Raw genomic sequence first — 20,737 nt, 5'->3', positions numbered from 1 at the left:
CATGTGGGAAGGCCGCTTCATCACGGCCAAGCGCGAAGGCAAGTGGGAATATGTGTCCCGCAGTCGCGGTATCCGGGCTGCGGTGATTCTGGCGATCGACGAAGGGCATGTGCTTCTGGTCGAGCAATATCGCGTGCCGCTTGGCAAATCCTGCATCGAGCTCCCGGCCGGACTGGTCGGCGACCATGATGATAATCCCGATGAAGACGCCTCGCTTGCTGCGGTTCGCGAGCTGGAAGAAGAAACCGGCTATCGCGCTGCAACAATCGAGAATTGCGGAGAATTTTATTCATCACCGGGAATGGTGTCGGAAAGCTTTTCGCTGTTCAAGGCCAGCGGACTGACAAAAGTCGGCGATGGCGGCGGAACTGACGGAGAGGATATCACCGTTCACCGCGTGGCATTGACCGAACTGGGTGATTTCATCGCAACCAAACGCCAGGCCGGTCTTGCGATCGACGTCAAACTCCTGTTGTTTTTCCCATTTTCATAGGCAACCTGGAGGCGCCACGCGAGGGAAACGCCTGATTAGCGGAAATTGTCCGCGTAAGCCTGAATCTTCAAGGTCTTGTGCGGCGTTGGAATGATCGCATAGGCAATCGCGTGCTTGTCGGCATAAGCCTTTGCAGCATCGCAGCTGTCGAAGTGCAGCTCAACCTGCCGCTGGGTATCGCCAGACCCGGCCCAACCGGTCAGAGGGTCGGGCTTGCGGGGCTCTGACGGTTCAAACTCCAATACCCATTTGTCGGTCAGGGCCCTGCCCGACTGCATTGCGTTTCTGGGAATTTGATAGATTCGTGCAGCCATGTTTCGTTCCTGTCCTGAAACGCCTCAATAGGCGCGGGAAATGGCAAATTCAACTGCTTCGGTCATTGCTTCCCGGGCTTTGCCGGAAGGAAAAATACCCAGAGCATCAATCGCCCGCTGGCCGTAATGGCGGGCCCGCGACATTGTATCGTCAATTGCGCCGGTCGAACGCAGCAATCCGGTTGCACGGCCCAGATCCTCGTCCGAGGATTTGTGGCCGATGATCGCATCTTTCCAGAATTTGCGATCTTCCTCGCTGCCGCGTGCATAAGCCAGAATGACCGGCAGGGTGACCTTGCCTTCGCGGAAATCGTCACCGGCATCCTTGCCCATGGTCTCCCGATCGGAACTATAGTCGATCGCGTCGTCAACCAGTTGAAACGCAATGCCGAGATTGCGGCCATAGCTGTCCAGCGCCAGCTCGACCTCTTCATCGCATTCTGCGACAACCGCCGATATCCGGCTGGCGGCGGCAAATAATGCGGCGGTTTTCGCGCCGATAATATCGAGATAGCGGTCTTCGCTGGTATCGATCTTGCGCTGGGCGGTCAGTTGATTGACCTCCCCTTCGGCGATAACGGCCGACGCATTTGATAATATTTTCAATACCTTGAGGGAGCCGTCTTCGACCATCAGTTCAAAGGCACGGCTGAACAGGAAATCGCCGACCAATACAGTGGCGGGATTGCCGAAAATCAGATTTGCAGCAGCCTTGCCGCGCCGCAAGTCTGAGCCGTCAACAACATCATCGTGCAGCAGGGTCGCGGTATGGATAAACTCGACCGCCGCCGCGAGCTTGAAGTGACGAGTGCCCGCATAGCCGATCAGCTTGGCAGCAGCCAGTGTCAGCATCGGGCGCATGCGCTTGCCGCCACCGGCAATCAGATGACCTGCCAGTTCCGGGATAAGAGGAATTTCGGACTGCATGCGGTCCAGAATCACGCTGTTGACCTGATTCATGTCGCTGGCGACCAGTGACATGATGGGTTCTAGCGAAGGTGCGGAGTCCCGCCCGAGATGATGGACCGTTGCTGACATGTTGCACCGGATGTGGCAAGTCACTAGGGATAAGGCAAGTGAAATCAGGACCAGTCCGGTTGCATCCCACACATCCGGGATCAAATCCGCGGCGGGCGACAATCAGGCGACGAGACATGGACGAAAAGCTGCAACAATTTCGCGAAAGCATCAACAATATCGACGCAGCACTGGTGTTCATGCTGGCCGAGCGATTCAAGGTAACCCAGGCGGTTGGCGAGTATAAGGCGAAGAATAATCTCCCGCCGGCGGACGCCGGCCGGGAACAGGAACAGATAGCCCGCTTGCGACAGCTTGCCAGCGACGCCAATCTCGATCCCGAATTTTCGGAGAAATTCCTGCGCTTCATCATCGATGAAGTGATCCGCCATCACGAACGGATCAAGGCCGAAGCCGACTAGGACTCAACGCTTTCGCATTTGGGCAATCTCAACCGCACCAGCAACCCACCAAGATCTTCGCTCTCTTCGAGCGATACCGATCCCTCGTAAATTTCTGCGACGTCCCGGACGATTGCGAGGCCGAGGCCGGTACCCGGCTTTCCACTGTCCAAACGCGCGCCGCGGTCGAATATGCGCTGGCGATCCTTTTCGGGAATACCGTTGCCGTCATCCTCGATCAGCAATTCGACAAAACTGTCACCGGTTTCAACCGTGACAAAGACGCTGCCGCCTCCATATTTCGCGGCATTTTCGACCAGATTGCCGATCATTTCGTCCAGGTCCTGCCGCTCGACCGCGACAAACGCATCCTTGTCGCCGTCAATATCGATCCGGACGTGCGAATAGAGCCGTCCGACTGCGCGTTCGACAGCCTGCAGGCTCTGCCAGACCTTGGCGCGGCTGTGGGCATGGCCGCGTCGGCCCACGGCGCGTGCCCGGGCGAGATGATGGTCGACCTGCCGCCGCATCACGCCGGCTTCGCGGATTACCGTGTCGGCCAGGTCGTCGGCCTTGGCGGTCGCGCTGTTCATGATCACCGTCAGCGGGGTTTTCAACGCATGGGCCAGATTGCCGGCGTGCCGCCGCGCTTCTTCTGCCTGTTTTTCATTATGGTCGAGCAAGGCGTTGAGTTCGTCGACCATCGGGGTGACTTCGTTGGGCATCGGTTCGACCACCCGGCGCTGCTGGCCCGTCCGCATGGCGGCGATGGCAATCCGGATTTTGCGCAATGGCCAAAGACCATAGAGCGTCTGCAGCGCGGCCATGCCGATCAGTCCCAGTGCGAGGATCAGAAAGCTGTTGATCAGGATCGATCGAATATTGGCGATCTGGGCATCAAGACCATCGCGGCTTTGCGCGACCTGAAACAGCCATTTGGTTTCGGAGTCGGGCAGAATGATCGTGCGCTCGAGCAACCGCAACGGTTCGTCGGCAAACTGATTGCTGTCATAGATATGCGTTTCGCGATCATCATGGGTAATGTTCGATTCCAGCGTGCGGTCCCACAGGGACCGGGAGGGGAAATCGTCATGGCCTCTGCCGCTAATCTGCCAGTACAGCCCGCTGTTGGGCTCGAGAAAGCGTTGGTCTCCGAGCGGCCGATTGAGGAATACCTCTCCATCGGGGCCGATCTCGGCCGAGGCGATCATCGCGGTCAGCACATATTCCAGCTGATTGTCGAAATTGCGGGTTACCGCATCGTTGAGCACCCGGTCGAGCGCGAAGCCGCCGCCGAACAGCAGGATCACAATCCATGCTGCTGCTATCCCGATCATCCGGCGACCGAGGGAGCCAGTGGTCCGGGTACCTAGTCGATCACGGGTTGTCGGCGCCTTGTCATCGACCGGAAGATCTATCTGGGCTGGCTCATTCAGGCTTCAGGATCCTCTAGACTATAGCCAAGCCCGCGAATGGTTGAAATGACATCCGCGCCGAGTTTCTTGCGGATACGGGTGACGAATACTTCGATCGTGTTGGAATCGCGGTCGAAATCCTGATCGTAAATATGCTCGATCAGTTCGGTCCGCGAAACCACCTTGCCCTTGTGGTGCATCAGATAGGACAGAAGCTTATATTCCTGTGCCGTCAGCTTGACCGGACTGCCGTCAAGCGTAACCTTGCCCGACCGCGTATCGAGGCGCACGGCCCCCGCGGTGAGTTCCGACGAAGCATTGCCCGACGCGCGGCGGATGAGCGCGCGCAGGCGGGCGATCAGCTCTTCGGTCTGGAAAGGTTTTGCGAGATAATCATCGGCACCGGCATCAAGACCGGCAACCTTGTCGGACCAGCTGTCCCGGGCGGTCAGCACCAGCACCGGAAAATTGCGCTCTTCCTTGCGCCAGCGATCGAGCACGGTCAGCCCGTCAATCTCGGGCAGGCCGAGATCGAGGATCACCGCGTCATAGTCTTCGGTCGAGCCCATGAAATGGCCGTCCTCGCCGTCCGTCGACAGATCAATGGCGTAGCCGTTGGCTTCCAGTGTCGCTTTGAGCTGTTGCCCCAGCGTGGGTTCGTCTTCAACGATCAAGACGCGCATGCTTGTCCTCCGAAATAGTGCAGTTTTATCTGGGATAGCCTATATCACCATGGCGAAAACGCACAATGATTTAGAAATTGGGAATAGCCGACAGGAATCAGCGGGTCTGACGCAGGATCGCACCGGTCCGGCCGTCAACGTCGACAAACAGGACCCGACCGTCGCGGATGAATTTCAGGCGATAAACCAGTGCGTTCGGGTCGAATTCCGGACCGATATATTCGCTGCCTGCCATTCTCGGCAAAATCTGGTTCTCTATCGACCGGATCGACTTCACCTTGCCCGCCATCATTTGTGCCCGCGCCTCGTTCTGCTCGCCGCGACGATCCTTGGACGACGCCATTTGCGGCGCTACAGCGGCTACGCCGAGCGCCAGAAGGGTCAAAAAGGTGGTTTTCTTAAACATCCTCATCCTTCTAGGCTCGACGGTTTTAACATCAGGTGAATGGCGGGTTCAGGCTAGAGACGATTCGATTAACGAGTCATTTCATATGTTATGTTGAGCGACACCACCGTTCCGACCTGCCCCGGAGCGACAGGCGGAGCAGAATTCGACGCGGATGCCTCCATCCGCATCATGGGTGCATCCGACTGGTGGGACATGCCTTCGCTGATGGAAAGCACGCGGACACCGCTATATCCCTCTGCCCGGGCATAGCTCATCGCCCGTGATTTTGCGTTGGCAAGCGCGCGCTCCCGCGCCACATCCTTCAACTTGCTGTCATCGCTGATCGAGAAAGAAGGACCGTTCAAATTGGTGGCACCACTGCTGACGATCGCGTCGAGTATCTGGCCGAGCTTGGAAATCTCATTCACGGTCGCCGATACCTGGTTGGAAACGACATAGCCGACGAATCGGTTCTGGCGGCTTTCCTGATCATAATCATAGTCCGCCCGCAGATTGATGCCGGTGGTCTGAATATCCTTTTCGGCAATGCCGAGCGACTTGAGACGGTCGATTACAGCGCGGGCCTGCACCGAATTGTCACGCAGCGCCTGGGTTGCGGTCGGCGCTCTGGTTTCCACGCCGGTGCTAAAGGTGGCGGTGTCCGGTGCGCTGTCGACCTGCTCGGAGACGCTGAGTTCGATGACCGGATTCTGGGCGACAATCTCGACATTCGCGGCTTGCGCGATATTCATCGGCGCAAATGCCAAGGCTGCTCCGGCGAGTAGGATCGAATATTTCATATTTATCTCCATTGATTCAGTTCGTTGTAGACGAAGCTCTCTGAACGGCAGCTAAATAGTTTTGGCGGATTTTTCCTGTTTGGTCGCCCGGTTTGCCATCACCAATCCTGTGGCCGTCAATCTCGACGACCGGCATGACCAGCAATGTCGATGACGTAACAAACGCTTCAGCCGCGTTTTTTGCCTCGTCTATCGAGAAAGCGCGTTCCTCGACCATTAGTTCCATCGCACTTGCCTGCGCGAGCATCTCGATGCGGGTGACACCGGGCAGGATCCGGCGATCGAGCTGGTGCGAGATCAGCACGCCGTCACTGCTGATGATATGCGCGTTCTGGGATGTGCCTTCGGTGATCATATCATCCCGCGTCATCCAGACATCGTCTACTCCGGCTGCCACCGCCTCCATCTTCATCAGCGATGCATAAAGCAATTGGGTCGTCTTGATATCGCAGCGCTGCCAGCGCAGGTCGGGCCGGGTGATGATGCGCATTCCCCGATTGGCCATCGGATTTTCGAGCAGCGCCCGTTCCTGGGCAAAGGCGAATATTGTCGGCGGGGTGTCCGGTGCCGGCCAGCGATATTCGCGCTCGTCCATCACTCCGCGCGACACCTGCAGATAGATCAGGCCTTCCTTCAGCTTGTTTTCCGCGACCAGATATTGCGATATCGCGGTCCAGTCGGCGAAAGCGTTGATCGAAAGTTCGCCAAGCGACCGTTCAAGCCGGCTGACATGTCGGTCCATGTCGATCAGTCGGTCGTCTATCACCGAAATTACTTCATAGACCGCGTCGGAAAACAGCAGGCCCCGGTCAAATATCGAAATATTAGCCGACGACTTCGGCACATATTCGCCATTCAGATATACTAAGTCCAAAGCCCGCCCCTAACATCAAAAATGGCAATTTCGCCCCTAACAATCCGATAAGCTGCGGCGGGTCAATGGCCTTTGTGCAAAAGAGAATGCTTGAGCGAAAGCCCGCTTGCCCCTAACGCGCGGGAACCATGTCACAACCACCCATTTTTTCGTATGAAAATCTCTCGCTCCACCAGGGCGAGGGATGGCTGTTCCGCGATCTCGACCTGCACGTGGGGCCGCGTGACCGGCTGGCGCTGATCGGACGCAATGGCGCGGGCAAGACCACGCTTTTGCGGTTGATCACCGACGAGATAGAATCCGACAAGGGCAAGCGGGTTATTCAGCCCGGCGTCAATATCGTGATGCTGGAACAGGAACCGGACTTTACGCCATTCGAGACATTGCGCGACTATGCCCTGTCCGGGCCGATGGGACCCGCGCAGCATGACGTCGAAGCGATCGCCGACCAATTGGGTACCGATCTTTCGACACGGGCCGACAAGGCCAGCGGCGGAGAAAAGCGCCGCGCCGCGATTTGCCGCGCATTGGCGTCGGAACCGGATTTGCTGTTGCTGGACGAGCCGACCAACCATCTCGACCTTGGCGCTATCGACTGGCTGGAAGAATGGCTGGGGCGCTACAAGGGCGCGTTCATTACCATCTCGCATGACCGGACCTTTCTGACCCGGCTGACCAAACAGACATTGTGGCTAGACCGCGGCACGATCCGGCGGCTCGAGGTCGGCTTTGGCGGCTATGATGCGTGGATGGAAAAAATCTATGCCGACGAGACCCGTTCGGCGGAGAAGCTCGACGCGAAGCTGAAACTCGAAGCGCATTGGCTCGAACGCGGCGTGACCGCGCGGCGCAAGCGCAATCAGGGCCGGCTCGCGAAACTATGGGAAATGCGGGCCCAGCGCGCTGCCATGATCGGTCCGGCCGGCGCTGCCAAGCTGCAGGCCGAAAGTGATGACAGCCGAACCAAATCGGTGATAACGGCGACCAATATTTCCAAGTCATTTGGTGAGGGCGATGCCAAGCGCGTCATCATCCGGGATTTCTCCCTGCGCATCCAGCGCGGCGACCGGATCGGGATCGTCGGCTCCAATGGCGCCGGCAAAACCACCTTGCTCAAGATGCTGACCGGGGAACTGGAGTCCGATACCGGCAGCGTGGTCCTGGCCCAGACGCTGAACGGCGTCTTCATTGACCAGCAGCGCAGCCTGCTAACCCCCGACAAGCGGGTCCGCGATGTGCTTGCCGACGGCAGCGACTGGATCGACGTTCGCGGCACCAAGAAACATGTTCAGGGCTATCTCAAGGAATTTCTGTTCGCGCCCAGCCTGATCGACGCAAGGGTCGGCACGCTGTCCGGAGGCGAACAGTCCCGCCTCCTGCTCGCGCGCGAATTCGCCCGCATGTCCAACCTGCTGGTGCTTGACGAACCGACCAACGACCTCGATCTGGAAACGCTCGATCTGCTTCAGGAAGTGATCGCCGATTATGAAGGCACCGTCCTGCTGGTCAGCCATGATCGTGACTTCCTCGACCGCACGGTAACCGTCACCCTGGGGCTCGATGGTAGCGGCAATGTCGACGTCATCGCTGGCGGTTACGCCGAATGGGAAGCCCAACGCAAACAAAGTGGCTCGAACCAGAAAAGCTCGTCCAAACCAGCGCAAGCATCAAGCAAGCCTGCCGCTCGTTCGAGCAGCCCGAGCAAGAAGCTCAGCTACAAGGATCAGCGCGATTACGACCAGTTGCCCGAACGGATCGAGGCGATTGACCAGCGTATGGGCGAAATCGAACAGGCGCTCGCCGATCCCAAACTATATGTCAGGGACTTCCCGAAATTCGAAGCTCTGACCAAGGAAAATAGTGCGCTGATCGAGGAAAAGGACGCCGCCGAGATGCGCTGGCTGGAGCTGGCGGAAGAAGTAGAGCAACTGCTCAATCCCTGATCAGCCGGGCAATCGATAGAAGATTGCCAACCGGTCCAGCGCGATTTTCAGCACCAGCTTCCCCGACCGGGCAGGCCAGCCGAGATTTTTTTCGGCAACCGGTGTTCCCTCGCCGCCGCAAATGATCCGCCAGGCGATATCGGAAAGATCCCTGCCCAGATAATCTATCGCTTTCTCAAAGCGCAATTTGGCGGCAAGCTGCGCCTCGGTCTCGTCCAGGAGCGCAGGCGCATTGCGTCTTCCATTCGCGACCGGCGCAGCATCCCAGCGCATCGTGATTCTGGGAGCCAGATTGGCCCGCTCACAATCTGCCCGCAGCTTTTCGCCCGCGTCGAACTGGCGGTCGGACAAATGGCCTCGCGCGTGAAGCCAGCCCAGGGGCGATTCCGACAGATTGACGGTGACGCTGCGCGCACGCCTCCTCTTCGGTTTGCGGTCATGGCGCTCCTCACCGTCCTGCGGCAATGCGCGTTCGCCAAGCAACCGTGGATCGGATTGGAATCTGGTGGCCCTCGTCAATATAAAATATCCCCATTGGTGATATTCCACTCTTGCCATTTTGGCGATATTGTAGGAAAGAATAAACCATATAGGTTTGGAGACAGATATGATCAGCCGCATCAGAGACGTTCGCAAGGCCAAGGGATTGACGCTGGAGGAAGTAGCCGGACGATGCGATCCTCCGACCACCGCGCAAACCATCGGACGGCTGGAGACAGGCATGCGCACCTTGTCGCTCGGCTGGTTGAACCGGATTGCCGATGCGCTCGGCGTCGATAGCGCTACGCTTCTGTCCCTGCCCGACCAGGAAGAGCTCCCTGTTGCCGCAATTCTGGATCACAAGGGCGCCCACGCGCTCGACAAGACCGAATATATCTACCAACCCGCCATCGAACCGGAGATGGTCGCACTGCGGGTCAAAAGCAGCATTGGCGATTATCGATCCGGCGACGATGTCTGGCTTTCGCGACGGACGCCCGAACAGTTCGGCAGCGCGCTCAATCGCGACATATTGGTGCCTCGCCCAGCCGGGCGCTATCTTTTCGGCCGCTTGATCGGACGCGAGAGCAATCGCCTCCAGATACTGCCGCTCGGCAGCGGCGCACGACAGCAGATTGTCAGCGACCCGGAATGGATCGGCGTCGCCGTCCGGCTGGTAAGGGAGCTTTAGGGGCTCCGTGCTAGGACCATCGCCATGACCCAAAAGCTTCGCGTCCTGACCCTGTCGACCCTATTCCCCCATGGCGCAGCGCCCAATTTCGGGATATTTGTCGAGCGGCAGACGGCGGAACTCGCGATCAGACCGGAGGCCGACGTGACGGTCATCAATCCCGTAGGCGTTCCGCCCTGGCCACTGAGCAGACTTGGCCAATATCAGGCCTTGAACGCCCTGCCCGAACATGAAGAATGGCGCGGGCTTGACGTGTATCGGCCGCGGTTCAGGCTGATCCCCAAAATCGGCGGCGCCAGCAACCCGAGACGGATTGCAGACGCGTTGCTGCCGCTGGTCAGAAAATTGCACCGGCAGGCCCCGTTCGACATAATCGACGCGGAATTTTTCTACCCCGATGGCCCCGCCGCGATGCGGCTGGCGTCAGCGCTGGGCATCCCGTTCACGATCAAGGCCCGCGGAGCGGATATCCACCATTGGGGCGACGATCGCAAATGCCGCGAACAGATATTGCAGGCAGCGGAACAGGCCAACGCCTTATTGGCAGTATCCGAAGCGCTCAAGCAGGATATGATTGCCATTGGAATGGATGGAAGCAAGATTTCGGTTCATTATACCGGGCTGGATCAGGAAAAATTCCGTCCCATTGACCGGCTGGCCGCGAAGCAGGCGCTCGGCGTTAGCGGGCCTTTGTTCATAACCACCGGCGCGCTGATCGCCCGCAAGAACCAGGATCTGGTTATCCGGGCGCTGGCAAGGCTGCCGGATGCCACGCTGATGCTCGCTGGCATGGGTGAAGAAGAGCATGCCTACCGTGCCCTTGCCAGACAATCGGGCGTTGCCGACCGGGTCCGCTTTCTCGGCAGCGTCCCGCATGATCAACTGCCGCATCTTACGGCCGCCGCCGATATCGCCATTCTCGTATCAAAATCCGAAGGTCTCGCCAATGCGTGGGTAGAGGCGCTTGCCTGTGGCACGCCCGTGATCATCAGCGAAGCCGGTGGCGCGCGGGAACTGGTGGGCAGCAAGTCTGGCGGGCGAGTCGTCGATCAGACCGTCAAAGCGATCATCGAGGCCGCGAAGGCAATCCTTGCCGAACCCCCGGCTCAAGAGCTTGTGCGGGCATCGGTCAGCCAATTCAGCTGGACAAATAACGGCGATCAATTGCTAGCCATATTGAGCGAGGCTGCGAGCACAGCCTAGGCGATCGGCAGGAAGGCACCGACGATCCATCGTTCTTCTGCACGCAATACGCCCCATGTCCGCGCTGCGGCCCGGCTGTCCATGACTTCCAGCCCCATGCCGGCCGCCTCGACTTCCCGCCGGAACGCCGCTGGCGGCTGCTGCATCGACGCACCGCTGCCCAGTAACAGGAATTCGGGAACGGGAGACAGGTTCAGGCGCGACAATATCTCGCCAAGGTTCATCTGATCCAGGCTCGAACCGGACCAGTCCAGCACCTGCTCCGGCGATATCAACAGTCCTTGCTCGAACCGCTGGTCACCTATTTTATAGCCCTGCGCGGTAAAGCCGGTAACCACAGGACCGGTGAATTCTACATCCTTGCGCAGTTCTACCAAGGGTCAGCCAATCTGCTCTGGTCCGCCCGTCTGTCCCGGCTTCTCGTCCGCTGAATCGGCCGGCACGAATGTGTCCGGGCCGACTTTCAGCCAGATCAGGATTGGAGCAGCCATATAGACCGAGCTGTAGGTACCAACGAATACGCCGAAGAACATCGCAACGGAGAAACCGAAAATCACATCGGGGCCCCAGAGGATCAACGCACCAAGCGCAATCAACATGGTCAAGCTGGTCATCACGGTCCGCGCCAGAGTCTCGTTCACCGAAAGGTCGAGCAAAGCGATGATGTCCATCTTGCGATATTTCTTCAAATTCTCGCGAATACGGTCAAACACGACGATCGTATCATTGAGCGAATAGCCGATGATAGTCAGCAGCGCCGCGACAATGTTGAGATTGAACTCCATCTGGGTCAGGGCGAACAGGCCAAAGGTCAGCGCGACGTCGTGGACCAGCGCAAACAGGGCGCCGACACCGAACTGCCACTCGAAACGGATCCAGATATAGATGGATATCGCGATCATCGCGAACAGGAGCGAATAGGCGCCAGTTTCGAAAAGCTCCTCCGACACCTTGCCGGAAACCGATTCCACGCCATCGATGCGGACATCGGGATGATCAGCCTTCAGCGTCGACACGATCTTCGCCGTCATCTCGCTGGCCGCTTCCGGGCGTGCTTCCGCTTCGGTCGGCAGCCGCATCCGGATCGACACTTCATTGGCATCGCCAAATCGCTGGATCGTCGCTTCGCCATAACCAAGCCCGCCGATGCTTTCGCGCAATTCCGGAATTGGCGCGGTCTCGGTCTCGGTGAAAGTCGCCTGGATCATCTGGCCACCGATGAAATCGACGCCGAAATTCAATCCCCTGGCGCCGACCAGCGCGATCGAGGCAATGATCGTCAATATACTGAAGGCCATGGCGATATTACGCCATTTCAGAAAGCCGATATTGGTATCGTCCGGGACGAGCTTGAGCAATCTCATATCACCAACTCCTGCGGGCGGGCTCTTCTGACCCACAGCGCTACAAACATCCGGGTCACGACGACGGCGGTAAAGACGGAAGACGCGATACCGATCATCAGAACGACCGCGAAGCCCTTGACCGGACCGGAGCCGAACATGAACAGCAACACGCCGGCGATGATATTGGTAATATTCGCATCGAAAATAGCGCGCGAGGCTTCCTTATAGCCGACTTCGATCGCCTGGATCACACGTCGCCCTCGCCTGCGTTCTTCGCGTATTCGTTCGTTGATCAGCACATTGGCATCGACGGCGGAACCGACGGTGAGGACAAATCCCGCGATACCAGGCAGCGTCAACGTTGCGTTGAATATCGCCATGACCCCGACAATGATGAACAGGTTCAGGGCCAGCGCGATATTGGCGTACATGCCAAAGCGACCGTAGGTCACGACCATGAAGGTCAGAACCGCCACGGTGGCGATGATCGCGGCGATCATCCCCTTGTCGATCGAATCCTTGCCAAGATCGGGGCCGACCGTGCGCTCTTCCACGATCTTCAATTCCACGGGCAGCGCACCGGATCGCAGCGCAATGGCCAGCTGGTTCGCGCTTTCGACGGTAAAGTTCCCCGAAATCTGAGCCGAGCCGCCAAGGATCGGTTCGTTGATATTGGGAGCGGACAGCACCTGGCCATCGAGGATGATGGCGAAGGGCCGGCCGACATTATTCTGGGTCAGACGGGCAAATTTCGAGCCGCCCTCGCTGTCGAAGGTGATATTGACGACCGGCGCGTTGGTTTCCGGGGCAAAGCCCTGCCCGGCATCGGTCAGCTTGTCGCCGCTGATCCCGCCGAGGCGCTTGACCGCGATATTGGGCAATCCGGTCGGATTGTCGGGATAGGGGAAAATCTGGCTGCCGATCGGCGCCCGTCCTTCTGCCAGCGCGTTGGGATCGGCGTCAAAATCAACCAGTTTGAATTCCAGCTTGGCGGTCTGACCGAGCAAGGCCTTCAGCGCTTCGGGATCATCGAGTCCCGGCACCTGCACCACGATCCGCGTATCACCCTGACGGATGATGGTCGGCTCGCGGGTACCCATTTCATCGATCCGGCGGCGGATCACGTCGGTTGCCGTATCCATTGCATTGGTCACCGCATTTTCCAGGCCCGCCGCGGTCGGCGTCAGGACGAAGCGCGTATCGTCGCGCACTTCGATATCCCAGTCGCGCTGGCCGGTCAGGCCGGCACCGCTGGTCAGTGGAAGAATGACTTCGCGCGCCGCATCGACCTGGGTGCTGTCGCGCACCATGAAGCTGAGCACGCCATTGCGCCGCGAAATATCGCCAATGCCGATCCGTGGTTCCGCCCGGCGCATTTCCGCCCGTACCGATTCTTCCATCGTCTCGAGACGCATGCTCGCGACGTCGGCTGGATCGGCTTCCAGCAATATATGGCTGCCGCCCTGAAGGTCGAGCCCCAGATTGATGGTTTCATTGGGTAAAAAGCCGGGCCAGTATTTTTGACCGCCCTCGCCGATCAGGCTTGGCAATGACATCATCACCCCGAAGATCAGCAACAGGGAAATGGAAATGACTTTCCAGCGCGGGAAATCGAGCATCGAAATTAACTTTCTATATCACCACGATCAGTCGTTGGCGGGTTTGGCGCCACCGCGTGGCATGACATCCGACAAGGTTGCCTTGACCGCTTTGACCCGAACGCCGGTTGCAATCTCCACTTCGACGAATTCATCGTCGACCTTGACCGCTTTGCCGACCAGTCCGCCGCCGGTGACGACCTGGTCATTTTTCTTGACCGCGCCGATCTTGCCCTGATGTTCTTTCATCTTCTTTTGCTGCGGACGGATCAGCAGGAAATAGAAGACCGCGAAAATCAGCACGAGCGGCATGACCGAAATCAGAAAACCACCGGCACCACCCGCGCCCGCTGCTGCAGATAAAATAGAAATACTTGTCATGAAACCGTCCCGATAATTGCAAATTGTGATGTGTGCTGGCCCGGCTGATATTTCAAGCCCCCGAACAGCCAGCCCGGATGATGCGCGCGCCTATCACGCGCTTGTCACAGGTGCAACGAAATCCGTATTCGGGAAAGGTTGGATTAGCGACGCAAACGACTTGCCAAGCCCCACCGACCTCCATATATGCGCAGCCTCGGTCGGGACGTAGCGCAGCCTGGTAGCGCATCACACTGGGGGTGTGGGGGTCGGAGGTTCGAATCCTCTCGTCCCGACCAGTTTTCAGCCATTTTTTAAAATGCTGAATTCTTATATCACTGCTGTAAGTGCAATGTAAGTGCAGATTTTCTGTTTTTGTTCTCCAAAGCATCACCATCATCCCGGGGATCATCATCGGAGGAATATTTGCGCCAACCAGATAGGTTCTTCAAATATGAGATCGCCTGAATTGGAATAGTGCCAAACATCACCATCCGGACACTTGCCGCAAATACTAACTTTTAATCAGTAGGTCGCTGGTTCGAACCCAGCAGGGCTCACCATAATACGTTGAAGATAAACGATTTTCTGACAGAATGATATTCGAAGTTGCAATATTTGCAACTTGGGTAGCATTTTGGGTAGCAAATGGAAGAAATTCCAATATTCGAAGAACTGATGATGGACCAGTTCTTTCAAAGGTAGGGAATACAACAGCGTTGATTGCTAAACCAACGAACCATCCAACCCAAAACAGTGATAAATGTAAAAACGATTTCCGGTAGCGGCGCCTGCTACCATTTCTCGTCGCGAGTAAACTCGACTGCGGTCGCGTCAAGATCTTTCGCCAATTGATTGAACTCACGATATGCTCCAAGGCGCTCTAGACCATCAAGTCGCTGATCGCCGGAAAGGCGGTCCATGCGGGTTCGAATTAGCGCCGCCACAATTTTCAATGTTGCTGGATCTGGCTTGGTCATAGTTGCGTTGTATCACGATTCAAATTGCGATGCGAACAAGAGCTTTAGGTGTTCAGCGAAACAACACCAGAGGGCAGACGAATAAGATGTGTCATGGTAATCTTTTTTTCTGACAAAAATAAACACTGATTGAACAATCCTGGCTAAAGATGATCGCGTTATCCTGAGCAGTCGATGCTGGGGGGGATCGGAGGTTCGAATCCTCTCGTCCCGGCCAGTTTTCAGCCATTTTTTCAAAATGCTGAATTCTTATATCACCGCTGTAAGTGCAATGTAAGTGCGGATACTCTCTTTTTGTTCTCATCGCACCCTATGGATTTCACGCTCATTCTAGAACATGGTCAAAAAGATCAACCAAATAGGTTCAATTGAAAACAATTTCAATTGAGCGATCTTGGCATGACAAATCAGGCTTTCCTATACTATTTTCAGAAAGTGGCAGTCGCACGTCAGGCTTGAACGACCTGCTGGTCGATCACACCACATGGGGATGAGCCGTCAATTCCGCGCCCTTCGATGCGAATAGGGTCACCAAAAGACAGGAACGGCGTTGTGGCTAGGCCCTTGTCGCGGATCACCTCGATCGCACGAACCTCTGAAATACAGCTTGATCCGACTTCTGTATAGTTTGAATCGGAAACGGTACCCGACTCAATAATCGTTGCCGCTACCAGATCGCGCGTCAATGCAGCATGAGCAACCAGTCCCTGGAAACCAAAATCCATGGCTGCACCAAAACGTTCACCGTACAAGTCAATTTATAAGTCGTGTCAAACACGCCATCTTTCTAGACTTCACCCAGTTCATCGGGTGTCACCGCAAAGGGCACCATCGAACAGGCCGGTTTTGCCTGCACCCAACCAAAGCCGGTTGCCATTTCTATCGGAGCAATCGCGCGCAAAGAGCAGTCGTTGATTTTGACGATTAGTCTGATGTGTTTCGTTGCGTCCGTAGCGCATGTTCCCATTGGAACATGATCTACAATAACACCGAACTCGCCTTCAAAATCAATACCATGTTCGATAGTGGGCAACGACACACCTTCGGTCGGGCCGAAAAACCGATCCGAACACCCTGATACATGAGCGGTTTGTCGGTATTGATTGGATCCAGACCAAACGCGACTTGCATAAGGTCTCCATGAGTTGAAAAGGCAGAGCCGTCGAGCCATTGCCAGCTGCGCGGCATCAGCGCAGCACAGTCGGTGGTCGCAAACTCTTCACCTTCCCCCGAAAAAAGGCGATCAAGTGCTTTGGCAACGCTCGGCTGAACCACTTGCCAGTCACCGAAAACAGCGAGCAAATTGGTTGCCGGACCATCGACCCGAAAAACAGCGCCTCCTGCATCACCGTCCGCTCGCCCATCATCGCAGCATCTCCCGCCTCTACAGGAATGCTGAATCGCATCTCTACAATGCTGACAAGACCGAGTTTTTCAACACAACCCGCCCTCTTGTCGGTCGGTCGACCACCTCTTCGGTATTCTTACAAGCAAACACAATCCGCGCTGGGAGATTCTCGGTAGTCTCGGGCGCTATGCCGTCCAACGGCTACATGGCGCAGTGTAGATCATATCCGCTGTATATAAGGATGAGGATATCTACTCTATCCACGTCGTACATCCCGTTAAGCAACTTCTAGCCGCGGATGACTGCCTGATTTATGCTCCGGCAGGAGTCGATCGCTAGCAACGCCAATAACTGGCTTATACCAAAAAAGGGAGCGAGTGGCCCCAGCCACTCGCTCCAGCTGATCCTATGGGAGAGAAGGATCAGAACCAGTTAGATTTTGGGATCTGACGTGTTCAGCACACCCTTAGATTCCCAACCATTTTTTCCATCGCGGTTCGTATGATGGTCAAGTCTGCTTTGGAAATGCCTTTGAACATCTTCTGATAAACGGCGTTGGCTTCTTTCCGAAGTTCCGGAATAATGTCGATTGCCTTTGGACGCAGGAATATCCGCCAGACACGCCGGTCATCTTCTGCGGACCGACGTTCGACAAATTCCAGTTTTTCAAGATGATCAATCGTCAATCCGATCGTAGCTCGTTCCAGTTCTAGGCAAACTGCCAGCTCGGTTTGCGTCATTCCCTCGGTCTTGATCAGATAGGCCAATGTTCTCCACTGGGTGCGGGACAAGCCGAACTGGGCAATCGATTCATCAAATGACTTGCGCAGGACTCGCGGTACTTCCTCCAGCAAAAACGCAAACTCATCGGTCTCATTCAGGAAGCCGTCTTGCGCGTTTGCGCTCATTGTAGCTGTTTCGGTTGTCATGATAGTGACCATATCGTAAATTCAATATAATATAAAGCCCTTTACTGCATAAATGCCGTCAAGGCGACACGCTCCCGCGATTACTCCATGTAGGTTCACGGGTTGGGGCTGAAGCCAGCTTTGTTTGGGTTAGTATGCTTGTCGAGATAATTGAGGATCACGTCGTCGGTGATATTGCCTGAGGTGGTCGAGAAATAGCCTCGTTGCCAGAAGCGCTGGCCCCAGTAGCGTTTGCGGATATGCTCGAACTCCTGCTGTATCTTGCGCGATGAGCGTCCCTTTGCCCGGCGCACGAAGTCGCTGACTGCAATATGGGGCGGGATCTCGACAAACATATGCACATGATCGCGTGACAGAACGCCATGGATGATCTTCACGCCCAGTTCGCTGCAGACCTGCCGGATGATCTCCCGCACCCGCAGGCGGACCTCCCCATGCAGCACCTTGAAGCGGTATTTTGGAGTCCGGACAATATGATAATGATGATGAAAAGCCGTGTGGCTCCCGCATGAATATGGCATGAGCACAACCCTCGAGAAAATGACTTCGTCTGCGAGCGGGTCATTTTCTGGAGGATAGTTCTGAGCAAACAATAACGGCTGAAGCCTTCTACCAGCTATAAGCTGGTGAGTTTCCTTCAAAGGCGAGACATTAAATAACTTTACTGTTTGGGGCGCCGGAAGCTAGGGGGTAGTCCCATGTATTGCGAAACAGTCAGCATTGAAGGAGCTGGAGGCTTGACCCTCACAGCCGAAGCCAACGGCGAGAGTGGTGCGATGCCCGTCCTGCTCGCTCATGGTGGTGGGCAAACACGTCGTGCATGGAAGAACGTGGTCGGCGACCTTGCGGAGGCGGGTTTCCACGCAATCGCCATCGACATGCGGGGCCACGGCGACAGCGAATGGGCAGCCGATGGCGCTTACGAAACACACGATTTCGCGTCCGATCTGGTCGCCATCGTATCACGGATGGAGCGCAAGCTTGCGCTGGTCGGGGCGTCGCTGGGCGGAATGGCCGGTATACTCGCCGAAGGGGATTTGGCGCCCGGCAGCTTCGCTTCCCTGACACTTGTCGACATCGCACCGCAGATGGAAGTAAGCGGGGTCAACCGCATTGTCGGATTTATGGAAGAGCATATCGAAACCGGTTTCGCCTCGCCCGAAGAGGCGTCGGAAGCGATCGCGCGTTATATGCCCCTTCGACGCAAGCGGTCGAGCGGCGAAGGGCTGCGTAACTATCTACGACACAAAGCCGATGGGCGGTATTACTGGCATTGGGATCCAGCCTTTATCCTTAGCAGCAGGACGGTCAGCAAACGCGATGAAGGGCGCCATCAACGCCAATTTGAAGCATTAAGCCAGGCGACCCAGAACCTCACCTTGCCGGTCCATCTCATTCGCGGCGGTTCGAGCGACCTCGTTTCCGAAGACGCGGTGGAGCATCTACGCGAACTTGCGCCGCATGCGGAATATACCGACATCGCCGGCGCCACTCACATGGTTGTGGGCGATGCGAACGATTCGTTTTCTCACGCCATTCTCGATTTCCTGAAACGACATCACTCCATGCGGGGGCGAGAAACATGAGCGAGGCGCCAGCGCGAATAGATCGGGCACGCATAGAGGAAATTCTCCGTATCGCGCCTTTCCATGCGTGGCTCGATCTGAAGGTTAGGTCGCTGACTCCGCAGCGGCTGGAGCTCGAAATGCCATGGCGCGACGAAATCGTTTCCAATCCTATAATCGGATCGGCCCATGGCGGCGTACTTGCGTCTCTGATCGACCTGACCGGTTTCTACGCCCTCATTGCACAGGGCACGAAAGTAAAGGCTACTGCCGATCTGCGGGTCGATTATCATCGCCCGGCAACCTCAGGCCCGCTCGTCGCAACCGGTTTGATTGTGAAAGTCGGTCAGCAAATTTCAGTGGCCGAAACCAGCGTTACCGGGCCGAATGAAAAATTGCTCGCTAGCGGGCGCGGTGCCTATATATGCGGTGACCTGTAGGGTCGGCATCTAGGATGGCGCCTGCCATCCCAGGCCGAGCGATTTTTGCACCGCAATCCACGCAAGAGTAAGGGCAGCTCTGCCCCGGGCCAAGTCCGTATTGGCCTTCTCCTGCTCGCGCAAAGTCCGGTTGAGATCGATGCGCGAGATCGCCCCCGACTCAAAGCGCTGCCGGTTGAGATCCGCCGATTTATCGGCATGTCGCTTGACCTGGATCAAAGCCGCCAGCGCAGCGCGCTGCTGCGCGAAACGGGCTAAGGCGCGCTCGGCATCCTGCAAAGCTGCAAGCACGGTCTGCCGGTAATTTGCAGCAGCCTCGCGGCGAGCCGCACCTGCCCGGTCGATCGACGCGTCGACCCTTCCGAAATCAAGGAAATTCCATTGCAGGCGCGGAATCGCAATGGCAGAAAACTCGCCTACGTCGAAGATATCTTCCGGCGAGGTTCCCCCCAGCCCGAGGATGCCCATGAACGAGAGTTTCGGAAACTTCGCAGCCTCGGCCACACCGACCCGCGCCGTCGCGGCGGCCAAGGTGCGTTCAGCGGCGCGGATATCGGGCCGCCGCGCGATGAGACTAGCGGGATCACCTACCGCCACTCTTTCGGGCGGCAGGGGGATCTCGCCAATCGGTGCAACTTCGAGAGAAGGCGCTCCCGGAGCGCGCCCGGTCAGAACGGCGAGCGCATCGAGCAACACGGCCTCATCTGCTTCGGCCTCGGCCAGTTGCGACTTGAGCAACTCCAGTTCTGCATTAGCATTTCCGACCGGAAACAGCGGTAGGGTACCTTGCTGATAACGCTGATAGGTCAGAACGAGTATCTGCTCCTGCAACTCGCTTTGCAGGCGGTACCGCACGACCCGCTGCTGTGCCTCGCGCAGGTTCACATAGGCGTTGGCGACGTCTGCAGTTAGCTGGACTCGCGCATCCTCGGCATTCGCTACGGCAGCGGCCAACTGTGCATTGGCTGCCTCGATCCGCCGCCCGGTCCCGCCACCAAAATCGATCTCCCAATTGGCGTTGAGGCCGGCATTATAAAAACTGATGGTATCGTCTTCCTCTTCTGGCGGCATTCCGGGCGTCCCTGGAGGAAGTGGCGGACCGCCCTGAATGTCTAAACCCGGCAGACGGCCCTGCACGACCGTTGCTTGGGTGCCAAGCGATGGCAGACGGCCTGCATTTTCCTGCGCGAGGGATGCGCGGGACTGCGCGATGCGCGCACCCACCGCCTCCAGCGAAGGATTATCGGCGAGCGCCGCCTCGATCAGTCGATCGAGTCCGGGATCGTCGAGTAGAATCCACCACTCGGCGAGTTCCGGCACTGTGCTGCTCACTTTGTCGCCGGCCCGGATGAAACCCCCGGCTCCGCCGGCGGCAGCCAACTCGGGCGGCCCCGCATAGTCTGGGCCGGCGGTGCATCCTGCCAGAGTGGCGGCAATAAGAAGAAAAGGAATTGATTTTCGGATCATGT

26 protein-coding genes and 1 tRNA gene are annotated in these 20,737 nt (G+C 57.2%); 8 read left to right on the top strand and 19 right to left on the bottom strand.

The features are described from left to right. Nucleotide 1 precedes the first annotated feature (1 nt). Nucleotides 2–493: an NUDIX hydrolase gene (locus HUO14_RS05130; protein ID WP_176279486.1), complete on the top strand. Its 492-nt coding sequence runs from the start codon at nucleotides 2–4 to the stop codon at nucleotides 491–493. Between the two features lie 35 nt (nucleotides 494–528). Here the strand turns inward: HUO14_RS05130 and HUO14_RS05125 are convergent, their stop codons facing one another. Together HUO14_RS05125 and HUO14_RS05120 are read right to left on the bottom strand one after the other, a co-directional pair. Next, entirely contained in the window at nucleotides 529–807 is a 279-nt protein-coding gene (locus HUO14_RS05125; RefSeq protein ID WP_176278827.1) for an ETC complex I subunit, read from the bottom strand. 24 nt (nucleotides 808–831) lie between these two features. Next, nucleotides 832–1,845 (bottom strand): polyprenyl synthetase family protein, encoded by a 1,014-nt coding sequence (locus HUO14_RS05120; RefSeq protein ID WP_176278826.1) that lies wholly within the window; start codon nucleotides 1,843–1,845, stop codon nucleotides 832–834. Between the two features lie 116 nt (nucleotides 1,846–1,961). Here HUO14_RS05120 and HUO14_RS05115 point away from each other — a divergent pair, with 116 nt between their 5' ends. After that, the gene (locus HUO14_RS05115; RefSeq protein WP_176278825.1) at nucleotides 1,962–2,246 is read left to right on the top strand and encodes a chorismate mutase; all 285 of its coding nucleotides are present in this window, start codon (nucleotides 1,962–1,964) and stop codon (nucleotides 2,244–2,246) included. Here the strand turns inward: HUO14_RS05115 and HUO14_RS05110 are convergent. From HUO14_RS05110 to HUO14_RS05090, 5 genes are all read right to left on the bottom strand, one after another. Next, nucleotides 2,243–3,562, bottom strand: a complete 1,320-nt coding sequence (locus tag HUO14_RS05110) for a sensor histidine kinase (RefSeq protein ID WP_176278824.1) — start codon at nucleotides 3,560–3,562, stop codon at nucleotides 2,243–2,245. The genes HUO14_RS05115 and HUO14_RS05110 overlap by 4 nt on opposite strands. A 95-nt stretch (nucleotides 3,563–3,657) precedes the next feature. Then, nucleotides 3,658–4,323: a response regulator transcription factor gene (locus HUO14_RS05105; protein WP_176278823.1), complete on the bottom strand. Its 666-nt coding sequence runs from the start codon at nucleotides 4,321–4,323 to the stop codon at nucleotides 3,658–3,660. A 97-nt stretch (nucleotides 4,324–4,420) separates the two neighbouring features. After that, nucleotides 4,421–4,729 carry a PepSY domain-containing protein gene (locus HUO14_RS05100; protein WP_176278822.1) on the bottom strand — a complete coding sequence of 103 codons (309 nt, stop codon included), beginning with the start codon at nucleotides 4,727–4,729 and terminating at the stop codon, nucleotides 4,421–4,423. Between the two features lie 68 nt (nucleotides 4,730–4,797). Then, nucleotides 4,798–5,511 (bottom strand): SIMPL domain-containing protein, encoded by a 714-nt coding sequence (locus HUO14_RS05095; RefSeq protein ID WP_176278821.1) that lies wholly within the window; start codon nucleotides 5,509–5,511, stop codon nucleotides 4,798–4,800. A gap of 16 nt (nucleotides 5,512–5,527) precedes the next feature. Further along, entirely contained in the window at nucleotides 5,528–6,385 is an 858-nt protein-coding gene (locus HUO14_RS05090; RefSeq protein ID WP_176278820.1) for an aminotransferase class IV, read from the bottom strand. Between the two features lie 128 nt (nucleotides 6,386–6,513). Here HUO14_RS05090 and HUO14_RS05085 point away from each other — a divergent pair, with 128 nt between their 5' ends. Beyond that, nucleotides 6,514–8,328, top strand: coding sequence for an ABC-F family ATP-binding cassette domain-containing protein (locus HUO14_RS05085; RefSeq protein ID WP_176278819.1), 1,815 nt, complete (start codon nucleotides 6,514–6,516; stop codon nucleotides 8,326–8,328). On the opposite strand, the gene HUO14_RS05080 is transcribed toward HUO14_RS05085, so the two are convergent. Continuing rightward, a complete protein-coding gene (locus HUO14_RS05080; protein WP_425500476.1) occupies nucleotides 8,329–8,847 on the bottom strand; it encodes a DUF6456 domain-containing protein in 519 nt (172 codons plus the stop codon). It abuts the gene before it with no gap. A gap of 88 nt (nucleotides 8,848–8,935) precedes the next feature. On the opposite strand from HUO14_RS05080, the gene HUO14_RS05075 reads away from it, so the two are divergent. Both HUO14_RS05075 and HUO14_RS05070 read left to right on the top strand, forming a co-directional pair. Continuing rightward, on the top strand, nucleotides 8,936–9,499 hold the full coding sequence (locus tag HUO14_RS05075) for a helix-turn-helix domain-containing protein (protein WP_176278818.1): 564 nt from the start codon (nucleotides 8,936–8,938) through the stop codon (nucleotides 9,497–9,499). 24 nt (nucleotides 9,500–9,523) lie between these two features. Beyond that, nucleotides 9,524–10,702, top strand: coding sequence for a glycosyltransferase (locus HUO14_RS05070; RefSeq protein WP_176278817.1), 1,179 nt, complete (start codon nucleotides 9,524–9,526; stop codon nucleotides 10,700–10,702). Here the strand turns inward: HUO14_RS05070 and HUO14_RS05065 are convergent. From HUO14_RS05065 to yajC, 4 genes are read right to left on the bottom strand one after another with little or no spacing between them, the layout of a single operon-like run. Beyond that, entirely contained in the window at nucleotides 10,699–11,079 is a 381-nt protein-coding gene (locus tag HUO14_RS05065) for an MTH938/NDUFAF3 family protein (protein WP_246255335.1), read from the bottom strand. The two genes, HUO14_RS05070 and HUO14_RS05065, sit on opposite strands and share 4 nt — an antisense overlap. Nucleotides 11,080–11,082: 3 nt before the next feature. Continuing rightward, the gene (secF, locus tag HUO14_RS05060) at nucleotides 11,083–12,066 is read right to left on the bottom strand and encodes a protein translocase subunit SecF (protein ID WP_176278816.1); all 984 of its coding nucleotides are present in this window, start codon (nucleotides 12,064–12,066) and stop codon (nucleotides 11,083–11,085) included. Further along, entirely contained in the window at nucleotides 12,063–13,667 is a 1,605-nt protein-coding gene (gene secD, locus HUO14_RS05055; RefSeq protein ID WP_176278815.1) for a protein translocase subunit SecD, read from the bottom strand. Before secD ends, secF begins: the two co-directional genes overlap by 4 nt. A 27-nt stretch (nucleotides 13,668–13,694) precedes the next feature. Then, nucleotides 13,695–14,027: a preprotein translocase subunit YajC gene (gene yajC, locus HUO14_RS05050; RefSeq protein WP_176278814.1), complete on the bottom strand. Its 333-nt coding sequence runs from the start codon at nucleotides 14,025–14,027 to the stop codon at nucleotides 13,695–13,697. Between the two features lie 201 nt (nucleotides 14,028–14,228). Here yajC and HUO14_RS05045 point away from each other — a divergent pair. Continuing rightward, nucleotides 14,229–14,305, top strand: a tRNA-Pro gene (locus tag HUO14_RS05045). A 495-nt stretch (nucleotides 14,306–14,800) separates the two neighbouring features. Here the strand turns inward: HUO14_RS05045 and HUO14_RS05040 are convergent. The 6 genes from HUO14_RS05040 to tnpA form a co-directional block, all read right to left on the bottom strand. Then, complete coding sequence (locus tag HUO14_RS05040) at nucleotides 14,801–14,986, bottom strand: hypothetical protein (protein WP_100092225.1); 186 nt, start codon at nucleotides 14,984–14,986, stop codon at nucleotides 14,801–14,803. A gap of 449 nt (nucleotides 14,987–15,435) precedes the next feature. Beyond that, nucleotides 15,436–15,711, bottom strand: a complete 276-nt coding sequence (locus HUO14_RS16490) for a hypothetical protein (RefSeq protein WP_254305635.1) — start codon at nucleotides 15,709–15,711, stop codon at nucleotides 15,436–15,438. Between the two features lie 62 nt (nucleotides 15,712–15,773). After that, the gene (locus HUO14_RS16485; protein WP_339689398.1) at nucleotides 15,774–16,025 is read right to left on the bottom strand and encodes a fumarylacetoacetate hydrolase family protein; all 252 of its coding nucleotides are present in this window, start codon (nucleotides 16,023–16,025) and stop codon (nucleotides 15,774–15,776) included. Beyond that, nucleotides 15,965–16,288 carry a hypothetical protein gene (locus HUO14_RS16480; RefSeq protein WP_343046080.1) on the bottom strand — a complete coding sequence of 108 codons (324 nt, stop codon included), beginning with the start codon at nucleotides 16,286–16,288 and terminating at the stop codon, nucleotides 15,965–15,967. The genes HUO14_RS16485 and HUO14_RS16480 overlap by 61 nt, the downstream gene beginning before the upstream one ends. A 501-nt stretch (nucleotides 16,289–16,789) precedes the next feature. After that, nucleotides 16,790–17,263 (bottom strand): MarR family winged helix-turn-helix transcriptional regulator, encoded by a 474-nt coding sequence (locus HUO14_RS05030; protein ID WP_240616806.1) that lies wholly within the window; start codon nucleotides 17,261–17,263, stop codon nucleotides 16,790–16,792. 95 nt (nucleotides 17,264–17,358) lie between these two features. Beyond that, nucleotides 17,359–17,784, bottom strand: a complete 426-nt coding sequence (tnpA, locus tag HUO14_RS05025) for an IS200/IS605 family transposase (RefSeq protein WP_100092228.1) — start codon at nucleotides 17,782–17,784, stop codon at nucleotides 17,359–17,361. A 177-nt stretch (nucleotides 17,785–17,961) separates the two neighbouring features. Between tnpA and HUO14_RS05020 the strand changes: the two genes are divergently transcribed. Both HUO14_RS05020 and HUO14_RS05015 read left to right on the top strand, forming a co-directional pair. Next, nucleotides 17,962–18,849: an alpha/beta fold hydrolase gene (locus HUO14_RS05020; protein ID WP_100092229.1), complete on the top strand. Its 888-nt coding sequence runs from the start codon at nucleotides 17,962–17,964 to the stop codon at nucleotides 18,847–18,849. After that, on the top strand, nucleotides 18,846–19,268 hold the full coding sequence (locus HUO14_RS05015) for a hotdog fold thioesterase (RefSeq protein ID WP_100092230.1): 423 nt from the start codon (nucleotides 18,846–18,848) through the stop codon (nucleotides 19,266–19,268). Before HUO14_RS05020 ends, HUO14_RS05015 begins: the two co-directional genes overlap by 4 nt. 9 nt (nucleotides 19,269–19,277) lie before the next feature. Here HUO14_RS05015 and HUO14_RS05010 read toward each other — a convergent pair whose 3' ends face one another. After that, nucleotides 19,278–20,735: an efflux transporter outer membrane subunit gene (locus HUO14_RS05010; protein WP_100092231.1), complete on the bottom strand. Its 1,458-nt coding sequence runs from the start codon at nucleotides 20,733–20,735 to the stop codon at nucleotides 19,278–19,280. Nucleotides 20,736–20,737 lie beyond the last annotated feature (2 nt).

Source organism: Parasphingorhabdus flavimaris (genome assembly GCF_013371215.1).
Classification (GTDB): domain Bacteria; phylum Pseudomonadota; class Alphaproteobacteria; order Sphingomonadales; family Sphingomonadaceae; genus Parasphingorhabdus; species Parasphingorhabdus flavimaris.
Note: the sequence above shows the minus strand (reverse complement) of the source record. Positions and strands in the feature narration are given on the sequence as shown.